At 39.7% G+C, this 18,647-nt stretch carries 18 protein-coding genes and 1 pseudogene; 10 read left to right on the top strand and 9 right to left on the bottom strand.

The features are described 5' to 3' along the window. The first annotated feature begins 105 nt into the window (after positions 1 to 105). On the top strand, positions 106 to 1,833 hold the full coding sequence (locus ACT3RM_RS12110; protein WP_441994966.1) for an autotransporter assembly complex protein TamA: 1,728 nt from the start codon (positions 106 to 108) through the stop codon (positions 1,831 to 1,833). Continuing rightward, entirely contained in the window at positions 1,833 to 5,516 is a 3,684-nt protein-coding gene (gene tamB, locus ACT3RM_RS12105) for an autotransporter assembly complex protein TamB (protein WP_441994965.1), read from the top strand. Before ACT3RM_RS12110 ends, tamB begins: the two co-directional genes overlap by 1 nt. 293 nt (positions 5,517 to 5,809) lie before the next feature. Here the strand turns inward: tamB and queF are convergent, their stop codons facing one another. Continuing rightward, positions 5,810 to 6,655 (bottom strand): NADPH-dependent 7-cyano-7-deazaguanine reductase QueF, encoded by an 846-nt coding sequence (gene queF, locus ACT3RM_RS12100; RefSeq protein ID WP_441994964.1) that lies wholly within the window; start codon positions 6,653 to 6,655, stop codon positions 5,810 to 5,812. Between the two features lie 59 nt (positions 6,656 to 6,714). On the opposite strand from queF, the gene syd reads away from it, so the two are divergent. Continuing rightward, complete coding sequence (gene syd / locus ACT3RM_RS12095) at positions 6,715 to 7,254, top strand: SecY-interacting protein (RefSeq protein ID WP_441992896.1); 540 nt, start codon at positions 6,715 to 6,717, stop codon at positions 7,252 to 7,254. Between the two features lie 110 nt (positions 7,255 to 7,364). Here syd and ACT3RM_RS12090 read toward each other — a convergent pair whose 3' ends face one another. The 3 genes from ACT3RM_RS12090 to ACT3RM_RS12080 all read right to left on the bottom strand — a co-directional run bounded on the left by ACT3RM_RS12090 (position 7,365) and on the right by ACT3RM_RS12080 (position 8,778). Continuing rightward, complete coding sequence (locus ACT3RM_RS12090; RefSeq protein WP_441836266.1) at positions 7,365 to 8,138, bottom strand: Zn-ribbon-containing protein; 774 nt, start codon at positions 8,136 to 8,138, stop codon at positions 7,365 to 7,367. Between the two features lie 49 nt (positions 8,139 to 8,187). After that, positions 8,188 to 8,451 carry a hypothetical protein gene (locus ACT3RM_RS12085; protein ID WP_441836267.1) on the bottom strand — a complete coding sequence of 88 codons (264 nt, stop codon included), beginning with the start codon at positions 8,449 to 8,451 and terminating at the stop codon, positions 8,188 to 8,190. Between the two features lie 96 nt (positions 8,452 to 8,547). Next, a complete protein-coding gene (locus ACT3RM_RS12080; protein WP_441836268.1) occupies positions 8,548 to 8,778 on the bottom strand; it encodes a DUF2789 domain-containing protein in 231 nt (76 codons plus the stop codon). Between the two features lie 154 nt (positions 8,779 to 8,932). Here ACT3RM_RS12080 and ACT3RM_RS12075 point away from each other — a divergent pair, with 154 nt between their 5' ends. Continuing rightward, positions 8,933 to 9,577 carry a GNAT family N-acetyltransferase gene (locus tag ACT3RM_RS12075; RefSeq protein ID WP_441836269.1) on the top strand — a complete coding sequence of 215 codons (645 nt, stop codon included), beginning with the start codon at positions 8,933 to 8,935 and terminating at the stop codon, positions 9,575 to 9,577. 637 nt (positions 9,578 to 10,214) lie between these two features. On the opposite strand, the gene ACT3RM_RS12070 is transcribed toward ACT3RM_RS12075, so the two are convergent. Both ACT3RM_RS12070 and ACT3RM_RS12065 read right to left on the bottom strand, forming a co-directional pair. Then, positions 10,215 to 10,514, bottom strand: a complete 300-nt coding sequence (locus ACT3RM_RS12070; RefSeq protein WP_441836270.1) for a DUF3301 domain-containing protein — start codon at positions 10,512 to 10,514, stop codon at positions 10,215 to 10,217. Then, positions 10,515 to 11,543 (bottom strand): DUF3549 family protein, encoded by a 1,029-nt coding sequence (locus ACT3RM_RS12065; RefSeq protein ID WP_441994963.1) that lies wholly within the window; start codon positions 11,541 to 11,543, stop codon positions 10,515 to 10,517. A gap of 369 nt (positions 11,544 to 11,912) precedes the next feature. On the opposite strand from ACT3RM_RS12065, the gene ACT3RM_RS12060 reads away from it, so the two are divergent. Genes ACT3RM_RS12060 through ACT3RM_RS12050 form a run of 3 tightly spaced genes read left to right on the top strand, consistent with a single transcriptional unit; the run spans position 11,913 to position 13,439 of the window. Next, positions 11,913 to 12,233: a YqcC family protein gene (locus ACT3RM_RS12060; RefSeq protein ID WP_441836272.1), complete on the top strand. Its 321-nt coding sequence runs from the start codon at positions 11,913 to 11,915 to the stop codon at positions 12,231 to 12,233. Then, the gene (gene truC / locus ACT3RM_RS12055) at positions 12,226 to 12,990 is read left to right on the top strand and encodes a tRNA pseudouridine(65) synthase TruC (protein WP_441836273.1); all 765 of its coding nucleotides are present in this window, start codon (positions 12,226 to 12,228) and stop codon (positions 12,988 to 12,990) included. The genes ACT3RM_RS12060 and truC overlap by 8 nt, the downstream gene beginning before the upstream one ends. After that, entirely contained in the window at positions 12,990 to 13,439 is a 450-nt protein-coding gene (locus ACT3RM_RS12050; RefSeq protein ID WP_441836274.1) for a flavodoxin, read from the top strand. The genes truC and ACT3RM_RS12050 overlap by 1 nt, the downstream gene beginning before the upstream one ends. 72 nt (positions 13,440 to 13,511) lie before the next feature. Here ACT3RM_RS12050 and ACT3RM_RS12045 read toward each other — a convergent pair whose 3' ends face one another. Both ACT3RM_RS12045 and gloB read right to left on the bottom strand, forming a co-directional pair. Then, the gene (locus ACT3RM_RS12045) at positions 13,512 to 15,095 is read right to left on the bottom strand and encodes a LysM peptidoglycan-binding domain-containing protein (RefSeq protein ID WP_441836275.1); all 1,584 of its coding nucleotides are present in this window, start codon (positions 15,093 to 15,095) and stop codon (positions 13,512 to 13,514) included. Between the two features lie 133 nt (positions 15,096 to 15,228). Then, positions 15,229 to 16,014: a hydroxyacylglutathione hydrolase gene (gloB, locus tag ACT3RM_RS12040; RefSeq protein WP_441836613.1), complete on the bottom strand. Its 786-nt coding sequence runs from the start codon at positions 16,012 to 16,014 to the stop codon at positions 15,229 to 15,231. A gap of 53 nt (positions 16,015 to 16,067) precedes the next feature. On the opposite strand from gloB, the gene ACT3RM_RS12035 reads away from it, so the two are divergent. Continuing rightward, positions 16,068 to 16,826 carry a class I SAM-dependent methyltransferase gene (locus tag ACT3RM_RS12035; protein ID WP_441836612.1) on the top strand — a complete coding sequence of 253 codons (759 nt, stop codon included), beginning with the start codon at positions 16,068 to 16,070 and terminating at the stop codon, positions 16,824 to 16,826. Positions 16,827 to 16,967: 141 nt separating this feature from the next. On the opposite strand, the gene rnhA is transcribed toward ACT3RM_RS12035, so the two are convergent. Next, complete coding sequence (gene rnhA, locus ACT3RM_RS12030) at positions 16,968 to 17,435, bottom strand: ribonuclease HI (RefSeq protein ID WP_441836611.1); 468 nt, start codon at positions 17,433 to 17,435, stop codon at positions 16,968 to 16,970. Positions 17,436 to 17,503: 68 nt separating this feature from the next. Here rnhA and dnaQ point away from each other — a divergent pair, with 68 nt between their 5' ends. Continuing rightward, on the top strand, positions 17,504 to 18,214 hold the full coding sequence (gene dnaQ, locus ACT3RM_RS12025) for a DNA polymerase III subunit epsilon (protein WP_441836610.1): 711 nt from the start codon (positions 17,504 to 17,506) through the stop codon (positions 18,212 to 18,214). A gap of 47 nt (positions 18,215 to 18,261) precedes the next feature. Continuing rightward, positions 18,262 to 18,647 (top strand): annotated as a pseudogene (locus tag ACT3RM_RS12020) (TIGR03503 family protein); the annotation flags it as partial.

Genomic DNA, 18,647 nt, shown 5'->3' with positions numbered 1-18,647 from the left:
ACCGTGTTGGAACGAAATTAAGTTAATGTGTTGCTCATTATGGCTGTGCTAATATGCACTTAATTAACTAATTGTGTATAAGATATTAAAAGTAAGGATATTTACTTGTTTATTAAGTTTTTACGTTGCATATGTGTTGTAAGTGCCTTACTTTCAGCAAACAGCTATGCGGCTGAAGAAATCATCGAAGATTACGAAATTAAAGGCTTAAGCGGAGATTTAGAAAATAATGTTGCTCTGTATCTTAAGCAATTAATTGGAGAAAAATCAACTCGTACACTTCTTCGTTATGCACAAAAGCAAGTACAAAATAGTACAAAAGCGCTTGGCTATTATAATCCTACAGTTGAAATTGAATATGATAAAGACGACAACGAGTTAATCGTAAAAGTTGAGCGAGGTCCTGCAACTCGAATAGAAGCAATTAATATCACCTTAAACGGTGAAGGTAAAAGTGATAAGCAATTGCTGGCGTTAATTAAAAATATTAACTTAAAGCAAGGTGATATTTTAAGTCATGGCAAGTATGATTCTACGCATAAAAAAATAGAGTCAATGTTGTTAGAACATGGTTATTTTGATGCTAAATGGCCAGCGCGTAAATTAGAAGTATCGGTTCAAAAAAATAGTGCGGTTATTACTTTTGTTATTAACACTGGTGTGCGTTATCAGTTTGGTGATATAGAAATTGCGAGTAATACCCCGGCAGAAAAGTACATACGCTCTCTAGCGCCTTTTACTCAAGGGCAACCTTATAAATCCACACACATTGCTGATTATAATCTTGATTTATCAAGCACACCTTATTTTGCAAGCGCGCGGGTTTACGCTGATATTGCAGCGCGTAAAAACAACCAAGTTCCAATTAAAGTCGATGTGCAGCCTAAGCCCGCTAATAGCTATGAGATTGGTGGCGGTTACAGCACTGACTTAGGCCCTAAAGTACGCTTTAAATGGAGTAAACCGTGGATAACTGAAGATGGCCACTACCTCGAAACCAATTTAAACGTGGCACAAAAGCAGCAGGATATTTCAATGGCTTATACAATACCTGTTGACGATCCTAACGATGATTTATGGCGATTATCTGCAGGCTATAAGTTAGAAGATGAGCTAACAAATGATACTTACAGTGAAATACTAACTGGTCAATTACAGCGCCAATGGTTAACTGAAGATAAATGGGTGCGCACCGCGTTTTTACGCCGCGACCAAGAAACTTATCGAATTGGTGATGAGCCAGAACAAAGTACAGAAATGTTAATGCCTGGTATTAGTTATGCGCGAAAAAAATCAAAAGGAGGTACTACTCCCTTTTGGGGGGAGCAGTGGTTAATTTCAGCTGAATTTGGCTTAGATGACGTGCTCTCAAGTACTAACTTAGTAAGAGTACAAATGCAGCATGCATGGCTACGCACCTATCTAGATCGCCATTTAGTTTTTTTAAAGGCAAATGTAGGTGCAATGGTCGTTGATGATATTGAAAACGTACCTTACTCACTACGCTTTTACGCGGGTGGTGATCAAAGTGTACGCGGTTTTGCTTATCAATCAATTTCGCCTGAAAACGATGATGGTGACCTTATTGGTGGTAAATATTTACTAACCAGCACAATTGAATACAACTATCAGTTTGCTCAAAACTGGCGAGCAGCGCTGTTTGTTGATGGTGGTACCGCCACTAATGATTTTTCGGATGACTTTGAAGTTGGTGCAGGTTTTGGTTTTCGTTATTTAACACCGGTTGGCCCAGTACGTATAGACCACGCATGGGGGTTAACAAAAGAAAGCAAAAGTACACGTTTGAGTATTACCATAGGGCCAGAAATTTAATGTCAGTATTTAAAAGAATAACAGCCTCCGTTAGTGCTATTTTAGCCACGCTCGTTATTGCAATATTTTGTTTGTTATTTACCGCACCCGGTAATCAATTTATTGCCTACAGTGCCAATAAAATAGTTGATGGGTTACATATTGAAATTAAAAATGGCCGCTTTGTTTATAACGATGCTTTTAACGTTCGCTTTACTCGCAACGGATTGGATTTTAATGCCCAACAATTAAGAGTTGATTTATTTTGGTGGCACTGCGATGGTATTTGTATCGATAATTTAAGTGCTAAATCTATAAATTTAACTTTGCCAAAAACCGCAGAAGCACAGGAAGAGCCTTCCTCGGAGCCACTTGAAAAAATCAGCTTACCTTTTAATATTTCTGTAAAAAATATAGCGGTAAATGAATTTAATTTAAACCACTCAAGTGCCAACGTAAGCGTTAATAGTTTTCAGCTTTCAGCAAAGGCAGAAGGCTCTAAACTGACGGTTAAAAACTTGAACATACCTAGCGTACTCGTTGCTTTAAAAGAACAAGACGCTAAGACACAAACGACCAAAGTAACTAAAGCACCGCTCACTGAGTTACCCGCATTACCAAATATTGAATTTACATCACCACTTGATTTAGTCATTGAAGCGTTTGATATAGCTAAAGTAACGATTGAGCAAGGTGAGGCTAAAAATAATATTGAAAACATCTCGCTGCAATTAAGCGTTGAAGATGAAGTAATTAATTTGCAGTCTCTTTCTGCGAGCTATGAGCAGTGGCAGCTCAATACTCAGCTTGACGCAGAGCTTGCGGGTAATTTACCTGTAAAAGGCAGTGTGATTTTACAAAGTGATGAGCATCAAGCTAATTTGCAGCTAAATGGTGATTTAGCTAACTTAAATTTAAACATAGAAACGAGTGGACAATACCCGCTAACGTTAACTGCTACTGCTAATTTAAAACAAAAAAACTACCCATTTGAGTTAAACGGTAAAATCAATCAATGGCTTATTGATGCGCAAAATAATGAGCTGAAGGTAAAAGATGTAAGCCTTAATGCAAAAGGAAATGCCGATGACTACCAGCTTAGCTTACTAGCAAATAGCCAATTAGGCGCGTATCCAGCTGTAGATTTAAATACCCAGCTAAAGGGAAGCCTTACAAAGGCAACGCTTGAAGCGCTTAGTATAAAAGCTAACGACAGCAGCGCTGTGATAAAAGCAAATGTTGATTGGCAACAGGGTATAAAAGCGAATTTCAATGGCACGCTTGCTAACTTAAAGGCGCAGTACTTAACGGATGCTGCAACCAGTGATATTTCAGGGCAGTTTAAAGGCTCATTTAATGCCGCTGCCGATGCGTGGCAATTACAAATGGACGACACAAAGTTAAGTGGGTTACTAAACGATGTACCGCTTGAATTTGCGTCAAATTTTAAGCTCGACAAAGAATTAAAAGCAAGTATCGATAGCTTTTATTTAAGCAGTGGCACCAATAAGTTAGTGCTAAGTGGACAGGTTGACGATACATGGAAGGTTGATGGCAAGGTAACACTTAAAAGTGATGAAGAAGCGAATATGCCATTTATTGCCAACGGTAATGCAGATTTAAAAATTAGAGGCGACAGGTTAACGCCCTCTATAGACTTAGGACTTATACTAGATCGCTTTATTTTTAATGAAATAAACATAAATAAACTTACCGTTAAAGGACATTTAGATACCGCCGCTGACTGGCAAACAAATTTATCGGTAAGTGTTGGCTCGGCCTTAGTCGCAGAACAACAAATTAATAGCGTTAAAATTGATGCCACTGGCGATAAAACAGATCATCAACTAACAGCATCAGTAGATGCAGAGCAAGGCCGTGTCGCTCTCGAGGTTAATGGAAAAATTAATAACGCGACTTGGAACGGCGAGCTTAGCAATGTAACACTTAGCGACAAAAAGCTAAGCTTTAACAACACTAAAAATATTGCCATTATGTTTAATACCCAAAGCGGGGATTTTGATGTGAGCGCGCATTGTTGGGCATCACAGCAAAGCAAGCTATGTATAGACACGCTAACTCAAGCAAAAGAGCTTGGTCAGTTAAATGCAAAGCTAAATAATTTAGCCCTGGAAGAACTTAAACACTTTTTGCCAAAAAACATTCACACACGGGGTGATATAACCGGTGATATGGCACTTAACTGGCAAAGCGGTGCGCTTAAAACACTGCGTACGAATATAAACTCTCAAGATCTAACGGCAATATTAACCTCAGAAGAAGACCGATTTAACCTACCTATAGAAACACTCAGTATTAGTGCTTATTCAGACTCCCAAAAAGGTCAACTCGAGGCTAATTTGGAATCAAGTGTGTTGGGTAAAATAAATACACAAATTAATATTGATGACATACAAAATACACAGGCGCTTAATGGCACGGTTAATATCGATAAAATACTGCTTTCAGATTTACAGCCATTTCTAGAGACTCTAGAGCAATTAAAGGGTGATATTAGTGGTAAAGTAGCGCTTTCAGGAACCTTAAAAGATCCTTTATTAAACGGTGAACTTAACGTTAGCGATATAAATTTAGAGGGAGAACAACTTCCTGTTGCGCTGCAAAAGTCAAATATAAATGTAGTGTTTGATAAAACCACAGCCACTATAAAAGGTGATTTAAACGATAATCAGGGTGGTAAAATAAACCTAACGGGTGATGTTGATTGGCAAGGCGCACAACCGGCTGTAAATGTTACCGTGATAGGTGAGCAATTTTTTGTACGCGCGCAGCAAGGTGTGACATTTAAGATATCTCCTGATCTAAAAATAGGCTTAGCCAATAATGCGCTCAAACTAGCTGGTGAAGTAGTCGTACCTTACGGTCGTATAATGATTGAAGAGCTCCCAGAAGGCGCGGTACAAGTTAGTGATGACGAAATTATCGTCGATCAAAAAACAGAGACCACAGAAAAAGTCCCGTTTGATTACGATATAGATTTAAAAGTGATTGTTAAAAACGATGTAAAAGTAGAGTCGTTCGGTTTGGAGTCAAAAGTAGCTGGCGACTTAGCCATAAAAATGAACCAAGGTGCGCCGATTATAGCCACTGGTGAGCTTAACTTGATTGATGGTACTTATTTAGCATTTGGGCAAGACTTAATAATTAGCACTGGGCAAGTAGGTTTTAGCGGTTCTATTGAGCAGCCGTATTTAAATATTAAAGCAATCCGTAACCCTGATAACACAGCAAACGACGTAGTCGCAGGAGTGACACTTACCGGTACTGTTGAACAGCCAGCACTAAAAGTGTTCTCTGAGCCTGTGATGGACCAAGCGCAAGCACTAGCTTACTTACTTAATGGGCAACCATTAGGAGATGGCGAGACCTCATCTGGCGATGCAATGCTTACACAATTACTGCTTTCTCAGGGAGTTAGCCAAAGTGAAGGCGTGGTTTCAAAAGTAGGTGAAACCTTTGGTTTATCAGATGTAAGTTTAAGCTCTTCAGGCAGTGGTGATAACACCAAAGTAGAAATATCAGGCTATATAGCACCAAGCTTACAAGTAAAATATAGTGTAGGTGTGTTTGATTCGCTTAGTGAAGTTGCTGTGCGGTATCAGTTGCTTTCTCAGTTATACATAGAAATTACTAGCGGGTTATATCAAAATGTTGATGTGCTTTATAAATTTGATTGGGACTAGCGTTAGATTAGTTAAGACGTGTTTGAATTTAATGCTGCGTTAGCCTATTTATGAGCAGTAGACGCACACAGCTGGCTATCATTTGCCTATAAAAATCTTTATCGAATTTGATAGCGTCAATCAAAAGTAATGCGGTTATTTGTCCAAGGAAAGGCTGTATTGATCGAGTTAAGCCACAGGTATCGTCAGCGTGCTTATCAATAACTCAAAATATTAGCTATCTGAAAAGCCGCTGATTCAACGATGCTAAAAGTCAGCTTTAGTTTAACCCCGAAATTAGCTGTGGCGAGCAATTACTGGCGGTTTATTTTCACTTGAAATGGTATTTCGTCAGATTGGCTTGAACGGTATGGGTTGATGTCTAATCCGCCGCGGCGTGTATAGCGGGCATAAACTTCAAGCTCAGTAATATTAAGCGAGGCCATTAAATCACAATAAATACGCTCAACGCATTGTTCATGGAATTCATTGTGGGTACGAAACGAAATCAAATACTTAAGCAGGGACTCACGGCAGATTTGTGCGCCACTATAACAAATAATAATACTCGCCCAATCAGGTTGTGAGGTAATTAAGCAATTAGACTTTAACAAATGGCTGTGTAGTGTTTCAGTCACTATCTCATTATTACTACTTGTTAAGATACTGGCATCAATATCGTAGTTATCAATTTCTATATCTAACTCATCGATACATTCACCGGGTAAAGGTGTATAAGGCAAGCAATTATAATCATCGCTATTGTATAAAGTTACTACTACGGGTTTGCCCACTGCATTTGATAAATCAGTAATGAGTGCTGTTTGTACTTGTTCAAGAGAATCAAAGCGTGTTTGATTAAAGCTATTTAAATATAATTTAAATGACTTAGACTCAATTATGTGGCTACTTTGACAAGCAAAAATAAAACACGCGACGGCGACCACCGGCTTTCCTTTGGCGTTAAGCCAAGAGAGTTCATAGCCGGTCCACAGATCTTGGCCTTTAAAGGGTAATGTACTTTCGTCGATATTTAAGTCATCACGGTTTAACTTACGTGCAATAGGGAATAGTAGGCTCGGGGTATAGGTATCAACATATTCAGTTGATTGACCTAATACACTGCCTTTTAAATCAGGAGAGTTGCTGTAGTCTGTCATGTTGAATCTTTTCTGGTTACAATGGAGGCATTATACCTAAAGCTAATGAGTTTCGCAGTATGTCAATTGTCAGTCAATTAAAACAACTTCATCAACATTATGCTGAGCAAGTAAAAGCACGCACAAATAAACTACCGCTGATTGAGCACGACCCAGAATGGCCGAGCCCGTGTGAGCATGGCGCTGTGAACGAGCAAGGTCTTATTCAGTATCAGGCGATAGTAAGGCAACCAAGTGCAAATCTAAATGATTTAGCAAATGCCCTTGAGGTTGTATTTCCTGATGCGTTAAGTCAGTTTTATGGCAGCTTTTTTTCAGGGCCCATTAAAGTGCAGTTAGATGACCACCATATAGAATTACTGCAAGCGTGGAATGAAGCTGACTATGATTTATTACAGCAAAATATAACCGGCCATATACTAATGAAGCGAAAGCTAAAGCAAGCCGAGACGGTATTTATTGGTTTAACTGAACAAGATGATTTATTGATCACTATATTACTTGAAACCGGCCAGGTTTGCTTAGAGTATGTAGGTAAAAAGCCGCATCATGTACTCGCTGAAGATATCGATGAGTTTTTACAGAAGCTTAAAATTTAATTAGTACTTTAAGCTTCTGGGTGCTTAATAACCCGAATAAACTTTTCATGCTTAATGTAGGCCTAACCACACAGGGGGGCGCAAAGAAGCCAGATGAAAAGTATTAATTTTTATTGAAAATCCCACGAAACATTAGACACTAGCCCACACGGCTCACACTTAAAATCAAATAAGCCAAACCAAGGTTCATCAAGCTTCCAGTCACCTTTACAACTTGGACATTTACGCTCAAGTTCAGAGGCTTTGTCTTTACCACCAACACGGTATAAGTAGTAGTAAACCGGCTTTTGCGTTAGATAACGGATGCGTTTGGCAATATCTTTACCACGTCTTGATAGGTCGCTATCGAGGCTGGCAATTTCATCCAGTGCAGGAAACTCACAGCGAGTAGCCCCATTGATTTGAATTTGGTCACAAGCTTGCCAATCCTCTTGCCATTTTATAAGTGTTTTATAATCCCCATTAGCAATGGCTGGAATGGTATAAAGAGGTACTGGCAAAAAGTCATCACCACAATAAAGCGGGCTACAGGTATGCACGTAGGTTGTATATAAAATATAGCTAGAAGGTGCTGTACAGGTATCTGCCCCATTGGAATGAATATCTTGGCCGATGACTTTTACTTTAGGTGCTAATAAGCCTGCGTCGTGGAGCTTTTCAATGCTGTGCTTAACAAAGGGGCTGTTATTGAGCGGATGCATTGCATTATCGGTTGGGCACATTACCCGTGTGATAAAGTAACCGTCCTTGAGCACAGTTGGAAATTCCTCCCCCATGATTTGACCATTAAACCTAAGAGCGTTCACTAAACGGTTAATCGCTTGCTCAGCATTATCTAAAGTAGTGTCTTGGTAACAGTCAAACGTTAAATCAACAACAAACATGGGGAGTCTCAAGTTATTTATTATTCAGCTAGCTATTGTCTTTGAGATGCTACTTCTGTTCAAGTAAAACTAGTAATTTATCTAGTTTTTCTTCAATGCGATCTAATTGATTATGTTGTGGTTGTTGAGTTGGCGGTGTGTCACTTTTAACTAAACTGTTTATTGAGTCAGGGTTGTTTTTGTATTGGCTAACTGCTGCGATAATCACAGGCATAGGTACAGCTTGACTCAGTTTACTTTTAGTTAAGGCTACGGTAGGGACTTTACCTTCGTGAAGAAGGTTTTTTATTGCATCAAATACAACTGCATTCATTAGGTTATAAGCTCTTTTAAATAGATAAAGCGCACCGTAAAAATAGTGTTTATAGTGCGTGGTTATAATAAAAATTAATTGTTTAAAATGTGAGTGTTATTGGCGTAGACGAACATCTAACTCGTCAATAACTTCGCTCCATGCGCCGTCTTGCGCGAGTGACTCTGCAATAAAATGTTGCTGCCCTTCATCCCAAAAAGGCGCATCTTGTAGCAAGGTGGTGTCTGCTAACTGATGAGAGGCTATAAATGCGTCAATTTCACCTTCTGAGCTAGGTAATCCTAGTTGTGAAAATAAAGTTGAAATATCGTGCTTCGTGGTATCCATATCATACTCCTTAAAGAAGTTTAAAGCGAGCTAACGAGCTAAACTGCATGGTGGGGCAGTGTAGTTTAACCTTCGCTGAATTTGCATATTTTGTCAGCTTTTAACTATAGTTAATTACATTGTTATTTACACAATAATTTTAAGAGGAATACAAATGACCGTTGCTCAAGAAAATGAAAACTTTATTGTGCAGTATTTACCAGCTGAAGATCTCAGCACTGCTGGTAGCTTAATGTATCAAGCTTATCATGATGACCCTGTATTCAAAAAAGTGCTTAATTATAATGAGCAACAAAAGTCCAGCTATGAAAAAAAACTACGAGGGCTAATTCGTGAAGAGCTGAGCTCTTTTTGGCAACAAAGACAGCCCTTAATTGGTTTATATCGTGACAAGCGTCTAAAGGCCGTTGCGTGTGTGTTTGAGTCAAGTAGTCAACTACAAGCCGAGCGTTATTGGCATTGGCGTTTAAAGTTAATGTTAAGTGCAGGTTACCTTCAAACTAATCAGTTAATTGAAAAAGAAAAAACCATTCGAGAGTCGCTGCAGGAGAAGGGAAATTATTACTTTTTAGCGTTTATAGCAGTTGATCCTCACTTTCATGGTCAAGGTTTTGGTCGTTATTTATTACGTGGCTTGGATGATTTAATTGATGGCAATATAGATGCGACTGGCATGGCGGTGTTTGTAACCCGTGATGTGCATATTAAGTTCTTTAGTAGCGAAGGGTTTAGTAAATTTAAAGCCTTGAGCTTTAATAGCGTCGATGGTCAATTACTCTTTAAGCCTAGCCCACATTAGCGTTTTAGCATTAATCAGCAAGCAGCTAATATAGGAAATAACTTGTGAGACTTATCCTACAATATTGTACGCTTTATCAGTTTATACCTTATCAAAGTACGAGAAATATAAATCAAGGTGCTGATAATTATAAGTATTGTGTACTTTTCAAATTTGTTACATGAAAATAATTATTATTTGCCTGTATCGCAATTACCAAATTACACTACACTTTACTTTGTCAAGATGACACAAGCTTAATGATTAAGCTACTGCCAAGGAAATGGATTTAGGCAAATTAGCATAATGCTAGGCATGATGCCAACAGGGACAATAGAGTACGGATATACAAGGATACTGCTAGGATGCAGAGCATTAGCGGAGCTAATGATAAGGATTAGACTTGAGGATGATGTGGCAGGAAGCTACGGTAACGCTTGGAAGCGTAAGTAAGCGAAAGGATACACTGGGACGTGTTAGGCTATTGCATAGATGCAATGTGAGGGTGTATGAGGATGTATACCCGTTCAGGGGATAGATAAAAAAGGTTGCTTCGGCATAGGTATGGATGCCTTTTTATGGATAATGTCAGATTGGGGCGTAACTATATGTTGCGCCTTAGTTTATTTATAGACCCCCCTTCAAAATCCCTTTCTAACTAAATCTTATGCGGCGGTACGACAACACTTTTGAGCATTTCGTTTTCTAAAAACATCACACCTTGATAAACGCTTTCACCGTCACTTGAAAACTCAAAAATAAATTCACTTTTAATACCCGGCTTGCCACTTTTTAAAACACTAAAACGGCGCTTTATGCAAGCAACGCTCATTAGCTGTACTTGTAATTGTTCTACTTGGCGCTTCGCGTGGGCATTGGCGGCCTCAGCCACCTTACGATTAAGCCAAAATAGGTATATTACACTACCAATAAAAATGAACGTCCATAAACTTGCCATTTAAGAGAATAACCTTCCAATTGCACGCGCGAGTGTTTCGCTACGATTTTCTTTGCGTAGTAAGCCTAGTAAGTGTGGTCTCACACTCGGTATTGCAACTAAGTCAGCAAAAATACTCGGGAATAACTCATCAATCTGTTGGTGATGCGCGCAGTTATCCATAAAGATATGTAATCGGTCGCCATCTTCTAATAAGCTAAAGCAGCGTCCAGCTATGGTTAATAGTACATCAGAATCGTGAGCAAGTTCAGAAGCTAAAATAGTATCTACCAGTTGTGCAATAACTCCTTTTGCTGATGATGATGACATCGCGCGAAGGGCACAACATAGGGCAATAGTATCTTGCTGTGTTATCGCTGTTTGTGCGTACTTGGCTAACTGTTCACAAAACTTTACCGGAATATCAACGTGTTCCAACATCGCGCTTAGTGGCTGTAAAACCTCAGCAGGCAGTTGCCCCCATGCGTCTTGCAGCTTAACTAAATTATTATCCTCGTGCAGGCGTAGCGCAAAATCAGCAATGCCTTGTACCGCAACGTTTTGCCAATTATTAAAACCAACTTGACCGCTAAAGTATTGCCGTGCGTATTCGTAATATTGTGATGCAGGTTGTTTGAGCAATACCTTAAGTTGGGCGTTGAAAGTCGCGAGTTTGTTTGCATTAGGCGTGAAAACATAGGGGTTGTTATCTAGTTTCCCTTCAGCGTGCTCGCTAGTTAAGTCTTCTCCCAGCGCTTCCATGACCATGCTGGCAAAATGATCGCGGCTGGCACTTACTAATTTACTTTGCTCATCAATAGGAAACTTTAAAAACCATACATACGGTTCCTTACTGGCTTTGCTATCCCAAAACTGAATAGCTAACCACGCATGACCAGCTAGCGGGAAAGGGTAAGGGATTTGTGCTTGTTCGATAGCCATAAACTGCGTTTTATCAAATTTGGTTATGTGTCTACCAATATCAAAGGCGCGCCACTGGGTGCCTGCGGTATCTAGTAATTGCCCTAAAGTTGCTATTCGTTCGGCCATGTTTTTCTCAATTTTACTGCAAAATTCATTAAATTATACGTCATAGCCGCTTATGAGGGAACAGGGTATATAGGCAAGTCACCTCAAGGTGCAGAACATAGCGTTTCATAGACACTTAATATCAAGGCGTTACTTTGTAGCATTAGCACCTATTTTAAGAAGTCGCAAAGATTAGGGTAAATCCCTGTGCGTGCCCAATGATTGGTTTAAAGCGATTGATACTACATTATTGATTTTAACCAGGGGATCACTATTATTGTCAATCAATGGCTTGTCTAAATCGCTTTTAATTCCAACTCAAACGCGCATCTTGAGTTGACTTAGGTATAATTAAGTTTAGATATGTTATCAATACCAATAAGGGGGATTATGTACCAGCAAACCCAACTTTATTTAAATCAGCTTAGTGTTTTATTAAAGCAGCACCAGTTATGGCAAGATGAGCCAATAGCGGAAACTGCTTTAGAATCAAAAGTACCATTTTGCCATGATACAATGGCTTTTGAGCAGTGGTTGCAGTTTGTGTTTATAGAAAAAATGCAGAATCTTATTGATACAAAACAATCTCTACCTACAAGTCTTGCTATAGCTCCGATGGGTGAGCTAATGCTTGCACAAAAAAATGGCGGGCAAGAAATTACAGCACAACTCAAAGCGTTTGATAACTTACTAGGCATGAATAATGACTGATCACCTAGTTCCAACTGAAGTTGTCGAACTTGAAATTTTGTATCAAGACGAAAACTATGTAGCGATTAACAAGCCATCTGGTTTATTAGTACATCGTTCGCTTTTAGATAAGCACGAAACCCAGTTTGCAATGCAAATGCTTCGTGACCAACTTGGCCAACATGTATTTCCTGTACATCGCTTAGATAGGCCGACATCGGGTGTATTATTATTTGCTTTAAGCTCTGGAGCCGCGGCTGATATTAATCAGCAGTTTATTGATGGCACTATAACAAAGCGTTACCTGGCTTTGGTGCGCGGTTTTTTAAATGAATCAGTTTTTGTTGATAAGCCATTAAAAGAAGAGCTTGATAAAATAGCGGATAAATTTGCCGCAAAAGATAAAGCTCCACAAAAAGCGCAAACGCAGTTTCATTGTCTACATCAGGCGACATTACCAATCCCAATTGGTAAATATCCAACAGTTCGGTATTCGTTAGTTGAGTGTTTACCAAAAACAGGTCGAAAGCATCAAATACGTCGTCATTTAAATCATTTATCGTTACCGATTATTGGTGATGTGAATCATGGGGATAATCAACATAATCATTTTTTTAGAGAACATTTTAAGCTTCGCCGATTAATGTTATTTGCAACTGAGCTGAACTTTGTGCACCCTTATACACAGCAACAAGTTTTAATTAAAGCGCCACTAGGGGATGCAATGCTTAGCATTTGTCAGCAACTTGGTTGGCCACATCAAGAAAAGGATTATTAATGGCTACTATCAGTATTTTTGTGGGCAGTGTTTATGGCGGTGCTGAGCGTTTAGCTGATGAAGTTGAAGAGTTTATTGAGCAATCGTCTCATCAAGTTAAACTTATCAACGACCCAACTGTTGATGATGTTAAAGCTGCTAGCCATATTTTGGTGGTCACTTCAACGACCGGCGACGGTGAAATCCCGGATAATCTGGCGTGTTTATATAACGAGCTTAATAACCAATTCCCTATGTTAACAGCCAAGCCTTATGGCATTGTAGCAATGGGTGATAGAAGCTATGGTGAGACTTTTTGTGGAGCAGGGCGCAGTTTTGATGAGCTATTTCGTGACTTAGAAGCAAAGCCTATTGGTCATCGTTTAGAAATTGATGCCTGTGAGGATTTTGAACCGTGGCCTGTTACAGAGCCTTGGTTAAAAGAGTGGCTAGTAAAGTTGCCAGAGTAAAACGAGTCGTTTACAAAATCTAAAAAAGAGCGCGTGCGCTCTTTTTTAGATTTGCTTTATATATACACAAAGTTATGTACTTTTTACATCAACCTTAAGCTTAAGTTTTTGACCCGGTTGTAGATACTTTTGCCCTTTTAAATTATTCCATTTAATAATCTCATTAACAGTTAAGTTAAACTTTGAGGCGATACGCGCTAAAGAGTCACCACGGCGGACCTTATAAGTAATTGAACGGTTCGTGCTTACAAGTGCTGTTTTTGGTGCTGGAGTATTTTTATAAACGGTTAACTTTTGGCCCAAGCGCAATACTGCATTTTTCTCAAGTTTATTCCATTTCGCCAATTCGCTCATAGTGACATCGTATTCACGACTAATATCCCAAAGGGTGTCGCCACTTTTAACTTTATGGCTGAGTTTTTTCTGACTATTTTTATTTACCGCCATGCGTACTTTTTGGGGGAGATGCTCGCTGTTAATCGCGCCATCACTCAGTGGTACTAGTAATTTTTGTCCAAGGCGAATGGTGTTTGATTTAAGTTTGTTTAGAGATTTAATTGCACCTGTGGTGGTTGCAAATTTATTAGCAATGACCGATAAACTATCGCCGCGGGCAACTTGATACTGCTGCCACCTTAGGCGATCTTTAAGCTCTGTTTTAGCTAGCTGTTGCTTAAAGTTATCGACGCTTTCAGTGGGTAACAATAAAAAGTAAGGCCCATTAGGATCGGTTGCCCAGCGATTAAAGCCTGGATTTAACCGGTATAACTCGGTGAGGCTGATATCGGCCATTTCAGCGGCAAAGGCTAAATCTATTTGCGAGCCAACATCCACCGCTTCAACAACTTGAGCATTAATTATTGGCTGCCATTTTAAGCCAAACTCATCTTGGCGTTTTAATAAGTCCGAAAGCGCTAATAACTTAGGCACGTAAGATGTGGTTTCTTTAGGTAAATCAAGTGACCAAAAGTCAGTGGGTAAGTGCTTTTTGCGGTTTTTCTTAATTGCGCGCAATAATCGGCCTTCGCCTGAATTATAAGCGGCAATGGCATTTAGCCAATCACCTTCAAGTATTTTATGTAAGTATGATAAGTAATCAAGTGCAGCACGGGTAGATTGCACAATATCGCGGCGACCGTAATACCACCAATTTTGTTTTAAATCGAAACGTTCACCGGTTTGTGGCATAAACTGCCAAATACCTGATGCGCTGCGATGTGAATAGCCAAACGGATCAAAGGCACTTTCTACAATAGGTAATAAAGCAATTTCGACAGGCATTTCGCGTTTTTCAATCTCTTCTACAATATAATGCAAATAGGGAGCTGCACGTTTAGATATACGATCTAAGTAGGCCTGATGTTTCCCATAATAATTTCGTTCGGTAACTACGGGACGGTTTTGTGGTACTTCAATAGAGAGCTGGTAGCGAATCCGCTCCCATACATCGTCAAACACTGGCGCTTGCTGCTTTTGCTCATTGACCTGCTTATAATGGGCGTTAATAGTTAATGCCTCACTGATATCATTTGGTGTAGCGCCATTAAGTGGTTGCTCTGTTTGATTTTCTGTAACTGATTTTGACGGTGTTGACGTCAACATTTGACAGCCACTTAGCGAAAGCGCCAAGAGTAAAATAACAGGGGATTTATTCATAAGTACCAATACATCAGGTAAAAACTCGGCGAATAATACTTGTTCTAAGTCAATATTGCCACTTTACAAACATTTGTAAAACATACCGCCGTGAATAGTTAGCTAATCAGTTGAACTATTTAGGCTTTATGCACTAAAAATGATCTTTGTAGCTTCTAAGACTCGCAAAGTTATGCCAAGGTTCACTTTTTTGCAATGAACTTTCTGTATGTTGGTTGTACTTCGCTGGTATGTTTTCTGTAATTTTTGATAAATCACTACGCATAAAAGGGTTAACTTTTATTTCTTGAGAGATGCTGGTGGGCAAAGTAATTTCATTTTGTTGGCGCCTTGCTGTAACCCATTCATTATATTCTATTAGGGCTGAGTTATTTGGTTCAATCGCTAAGGCAAATTTCAGGTTTGCTTGAGTGTATTCGTGAGTGCAATATATTTTACAATCGCTAGGCAGCTGTTTTAGTTTATTAAGTGAATGATACATTTGCGCTGGTGTTCCTTCAAACAAGCGCCCGCAGCCACCACTGAATAAGGTGTCACCAGTAAAAGCTAAATCATTATGTAAGTAGCAAATATGATCAAGAGTATGGCCCGCTGAAGTAATTACTTTAAATTGCGTATCAAGTACTTCGACCACATCATCTTCAATTAACGGCTTCGTTATACCTTTAAAGGGGCTGTTTTTGGGGCCATAAACAGGAATATCGTTAAAGCATTCTAATAAATCGGCAACGCCATCAGTATGGTCATAATGATGATGAGTAATTAAAATCCCTGCTAATACTAAGCCCGCTTGGTTTAAATATTCTAAAACGGGGGCTGATTGGCCTGGGTCGACCACCCACGCTTGATTGTTATCTTGCTTAGTTATGCACCAAATATAATTATCAGAAAAGGCTTTAATTGCTTTAACTTGCACCATAGTGAATTGCTCTATAAAGTGATCATTAATACATAGTATAACGAGCTCAGCGAATGAAACCAGCCCTTAGTTTTCAAGAAGGACCGAAACCACTATCGTGGCAACAGTTCCCTCATGGGGATTATTTACGCAGTGACATTGAGCGTAAAATGGCGCCATGGCTGCCACGTATGTTTGGTTACCATATGCTAAAACTGGGTAATTTAAGCGGTGAACTTAATACCAGCGAAAGTCCTATAAAGCATCAAGTATGCGTGGCAGAAGCTGGGCGATATACTGGCGTAGTGGCTGATATAGACGAACTGCCGTTTTATGAACACAGCGTTGATGCCTGTATTTTAAGCCATTGCTTAGAGTATCACTCAGATCCTCATCATATTTTACGCGAAGCACACCGAACTCTATTGCCTGGCGGCTATGTAGTGATCACCGGCTTTAATCCTTTTAGTTTATGTGGTCTGGCGCAGCTGTTACCTTTTAGTGGTCAGAAATTACCTTGGACGGGTCGTTTTTTCACTCCAGCACGTGTAAAAGATTGGCTCAATTTACTAGGCTTTGAACTGATCCATGACGAGCGCTTTATATACTCATCTCTTGCGCGCGGAAGCAGACTTTCGCGTTTTGCACTTTGGCGACGTTTTACCAAGCAATATTTAAAACCAATGGGCAGTGTCTATATGTTAGTTGCGCGTAAGCGAGTAGCACCACTAACACCCATAAAACCTAAATGGCATTCAAGGCCACACTTCTCGCCTGTAAAAGGTGGGGGACTTCGTCAAACGTCAAAGCAGCATCGTAAGCGGAATTTGTAAATAACACGGTGCATATTGCAGACGAAAAAAGGTTTAACCTAGCCAGATAGGTTGGAACTCCGATATAGTGTATTTCCAAGTGTTGTACCATATAGCGAAATTGTTAAGCGAGTTTTTTTGAATAAAATAATTTAGATTAACTTATTCTGGTTTGTAACCTTCATCCACTAATAAGTCTTTGCTACTAGCGGCATCTCGGGCTAAATCATCAACTATTTCGTTATATTTATTGCCGCTGTGGCCTTTTACCCACTTCCAATTAACAGTGTGCCTAACGCATGCTTTATCAAGGCGTTGCCATAAGTCGACATTTTTAACCGGTTTTTTTGCTGCAGTTTTCCAGCCGCGCTTTTTCCAATTCGCAAGCCACGACTCAATACCTTGCTTGACGTATTGGCTATCTGTGGTGAGATTAATAACACAAGCACGGTTTAAACTTTCTAGGGCAACAATGGCTGCAAGCATCTCCATACGGTTATTTGTTGTGTGGGTATACCCTTGGCTTAATTGCTTTTCATGGTCGTTATAAAACATAAAAATACCATAGCCGCCGGGGCCTGGATTACCTAAACATGAACCATCAGTGTAAATCTCTACGGTTTTTTGCACTGTTTTCCCTTGATCTTATGTACAATAAAGTGATTATAGGAAGATACCAGAGTCAGGCAGAATTCGATATGGCACGTAGACAAATTGTTTTAGATACAGAAACCACCGGCATCGACCCAAAACAAGGGCATCGTATTATTGAAATCGGGTGTGTTGAACTAATGAATCGCCGCCTTACCGGCAATAATTTTCATGTTTATATTAATCCTCAGCGTAAAATTGAGGAAGAAGCTATTGATGTTCACGGGATCACCAATGAATTTTTACGTGGTAAACCGTTATTTCATCAAGTTGCCCAAGAGTTTTTCGACTATATTGAAGGAGCGGAACTGGTTATTCATAATGCCCCGTTCGATGTTGGCCATATGGATAACGAATTTGCGTTACTTAATCAGGGCTATCCAAATACCCACGATTACTGCCAAGTTCTCGATACTCTTAAAATGGCGCGTGATTTGCACCCCGGACAAAAGAACAATCTTGATGCACTTTGCCGCCGTTATGATGTAGATAATACAAAAAGAACCTTACACGGCGCGTTACTGGATTCTGAAATTCTAGCGGATGTTTACCTCGCGATGACGGGGGGTCAAACAAAGCTGAATCTGAATCAAAATAAAGAAAGCGGTGATAAAGGCCGCCAAGGTGGCATTCAACGGTTAAGCTCAGAACGAGCTCCTTTAGTGGTATTACAAGCAACAGTTCACGAGCAACAAGCCCATGAAGAGCGGCTAGACTTAGTCGAAAAAGAGGGTAGCCAACCTATTTGGCGTACGTAATAAGCTATGATGTTACCCTTGATGATACCGTCGTTGTCTCTGACAGCGTCTTAGTGCAAGGTAAATCTTCTATCCAAACAATCAGGAGCAAATGTTTAGTATTGATGCCATAACCTGCCTCAGTCGCGAATTATTGATCAAAAACTATGACTCGGGGCGCTATAATGTTGAAATGTCCGTTTTCGGCACTAATGTAAATGGACGAGAGTTTATGGCTACGTTACCTACCTATAAGTTTTAAATCGAAAGGCCTATAGAGGCTGTGCCTGAAGTTATAGTGCCTGAGCCCTCCACTGAAGAACTAAAAGAGCAAGCTCGAGCTGCTGAAGCTGAGACAACCTCAACGGCTACGTTTGCTAGCCTAATCGTTGGTGGTAATATTACTGTTTTGTTGCTAGGTTGGTTGGCAATTAGGGAATTAGTACAAATAAAT

Origin of the sequence: Pseudoalteromonas sp. AOP7-A1-14, from assembly GCF_052376275.1 — a bacterium.
GTDB lineage: Bacteria > Pseudomonadota > Gammaproteobacteria > Enterobacterales > Alteromonadaceae > Pseudoalteromonas.
The sequence above is the reverse complement of the archived record's forward strand: the minus strand, read 5'-3'. Positions and strand labels throughout refer to the sequence as shown.

What these genes read in the sequence shown, in the direction of transcription:
- tamB (WP_441994965.1), top strand. Translation starts at nt 1,833, where the DNA reads ATGTCAGTATTTAAAAGAATAACAGCCTCCGTTAGTGCTATTTTAGCC.
- ACT3RM_RS12090 (WP_441836266.1), bottom strand. Translation starts at nt 8,138, where the DNA reads ATGTTTGTTGTTGATTTAACGTTTGACTGTTACCAAGACACTACTTTA.
- ACT3RM_RS12045 (WP_441836275.1), bottom strand. Translation starts at nt 15,095, where the DNA reads ATGAATAAATCCCCTGTTATTTTACTCTTGGCGCTTTCGCTAAGTGGC.
- ACT3RM_RS12050 (WP_441836274.1), top strand. Translation starts at nt 12,990, where the DNA reads ATGGCTACTATCAGTATTTTTGTGGGCAGTGTTTATGGCGGTGCTGAG.
- ACT3RM_RS12035 (WP_441836612.1), top strand. Translation starts at nt 16,068, where the DNA reads ATGAAACCAGCCCTTAGTTTTCAAGAAGGACCGAAACCACTATCGTGG.
- ACT3RM_RS12085 (WP_441836267.1), bottom strand. Translation starts at nt 8,451, where the DNA reads ATGAATGCAGTTGTATTTGATGCAATAAAAAACCTTCTTCACGAAGGT.
- gloB (WP_441836613.1), bottom strand. Translation starts at nt 16,014, where the DNA reads ATGGTGCAAGTTAAAGCAATTAAAGCCTTTTCTGATAATTATATTTGG.
- truC (WP_441836273.1), top strand. Translation starts at nt 12,226, where the DNA reads ATGACTGATCACCTAGTTCCAACTGAAGTTGTCGAACTTGAAATTTTG.
- ACT3RM_RS12075 (WP_441836269.1), top strand. Translation starts at nt 8,933, where the DNA reads ATGACCGTTGCTCAAGAAAATGAAAACTTTATTGTGCAGTATTTACCA.
- dnaQ (WP_441836610.1), top strand. Translation starts at nt 17,504, where the DNA reads ATGGCACGTAGACAAATTGTTTTAGATACAGAAACCACCGGCATCGAC.
- ACT3RM_RS12080 (WP_441836268.1), bottom strand. Translation starts at nt 8,778, where the DNA reads ATGGATACCACGAAGCACGATATTTCAACTTTATTTTCACAACTAGGA.
- ACT3RM_RS12060 (WP_441836272.1), top strand. Translation starts at nt 11,913, where the DNA reads ATGTACCAGCAAACCCAACTTTATTTAAATCAGCTTAGTGTTTTATTA.
- syd (WP_441992896.1), top strand. Translation starts at nt 6,715, where the DNA reads ATGTCAATTGTCAGTCAATTAAAACAACTTCATCAACATTATGCTGAG.
- ACT3RM_RS12065 (WP_441994963.1), bottom strand. Translation starts at nt 11,543, where the DNA reads ATGGCCGAACGAATAGCAACTTTAGGGCAATTACTAGATACCGCAGGC.
- queF (WP_441994964.1), bottom strand. Translation starts at nt 6,655, where the DNA reads ATGACAGACTACAGCAACTCTCCTGATTTAAAAGGCAGTGTATTAGGT.
- ACT3RM_RS12070 (WP_441836270.1), bottom strand. Translation starts at nt 10,514, where the DNA reads ATGGCAAGTTTATGGACGTTCATTTTTATTGGTAGTGTAATATACCTA.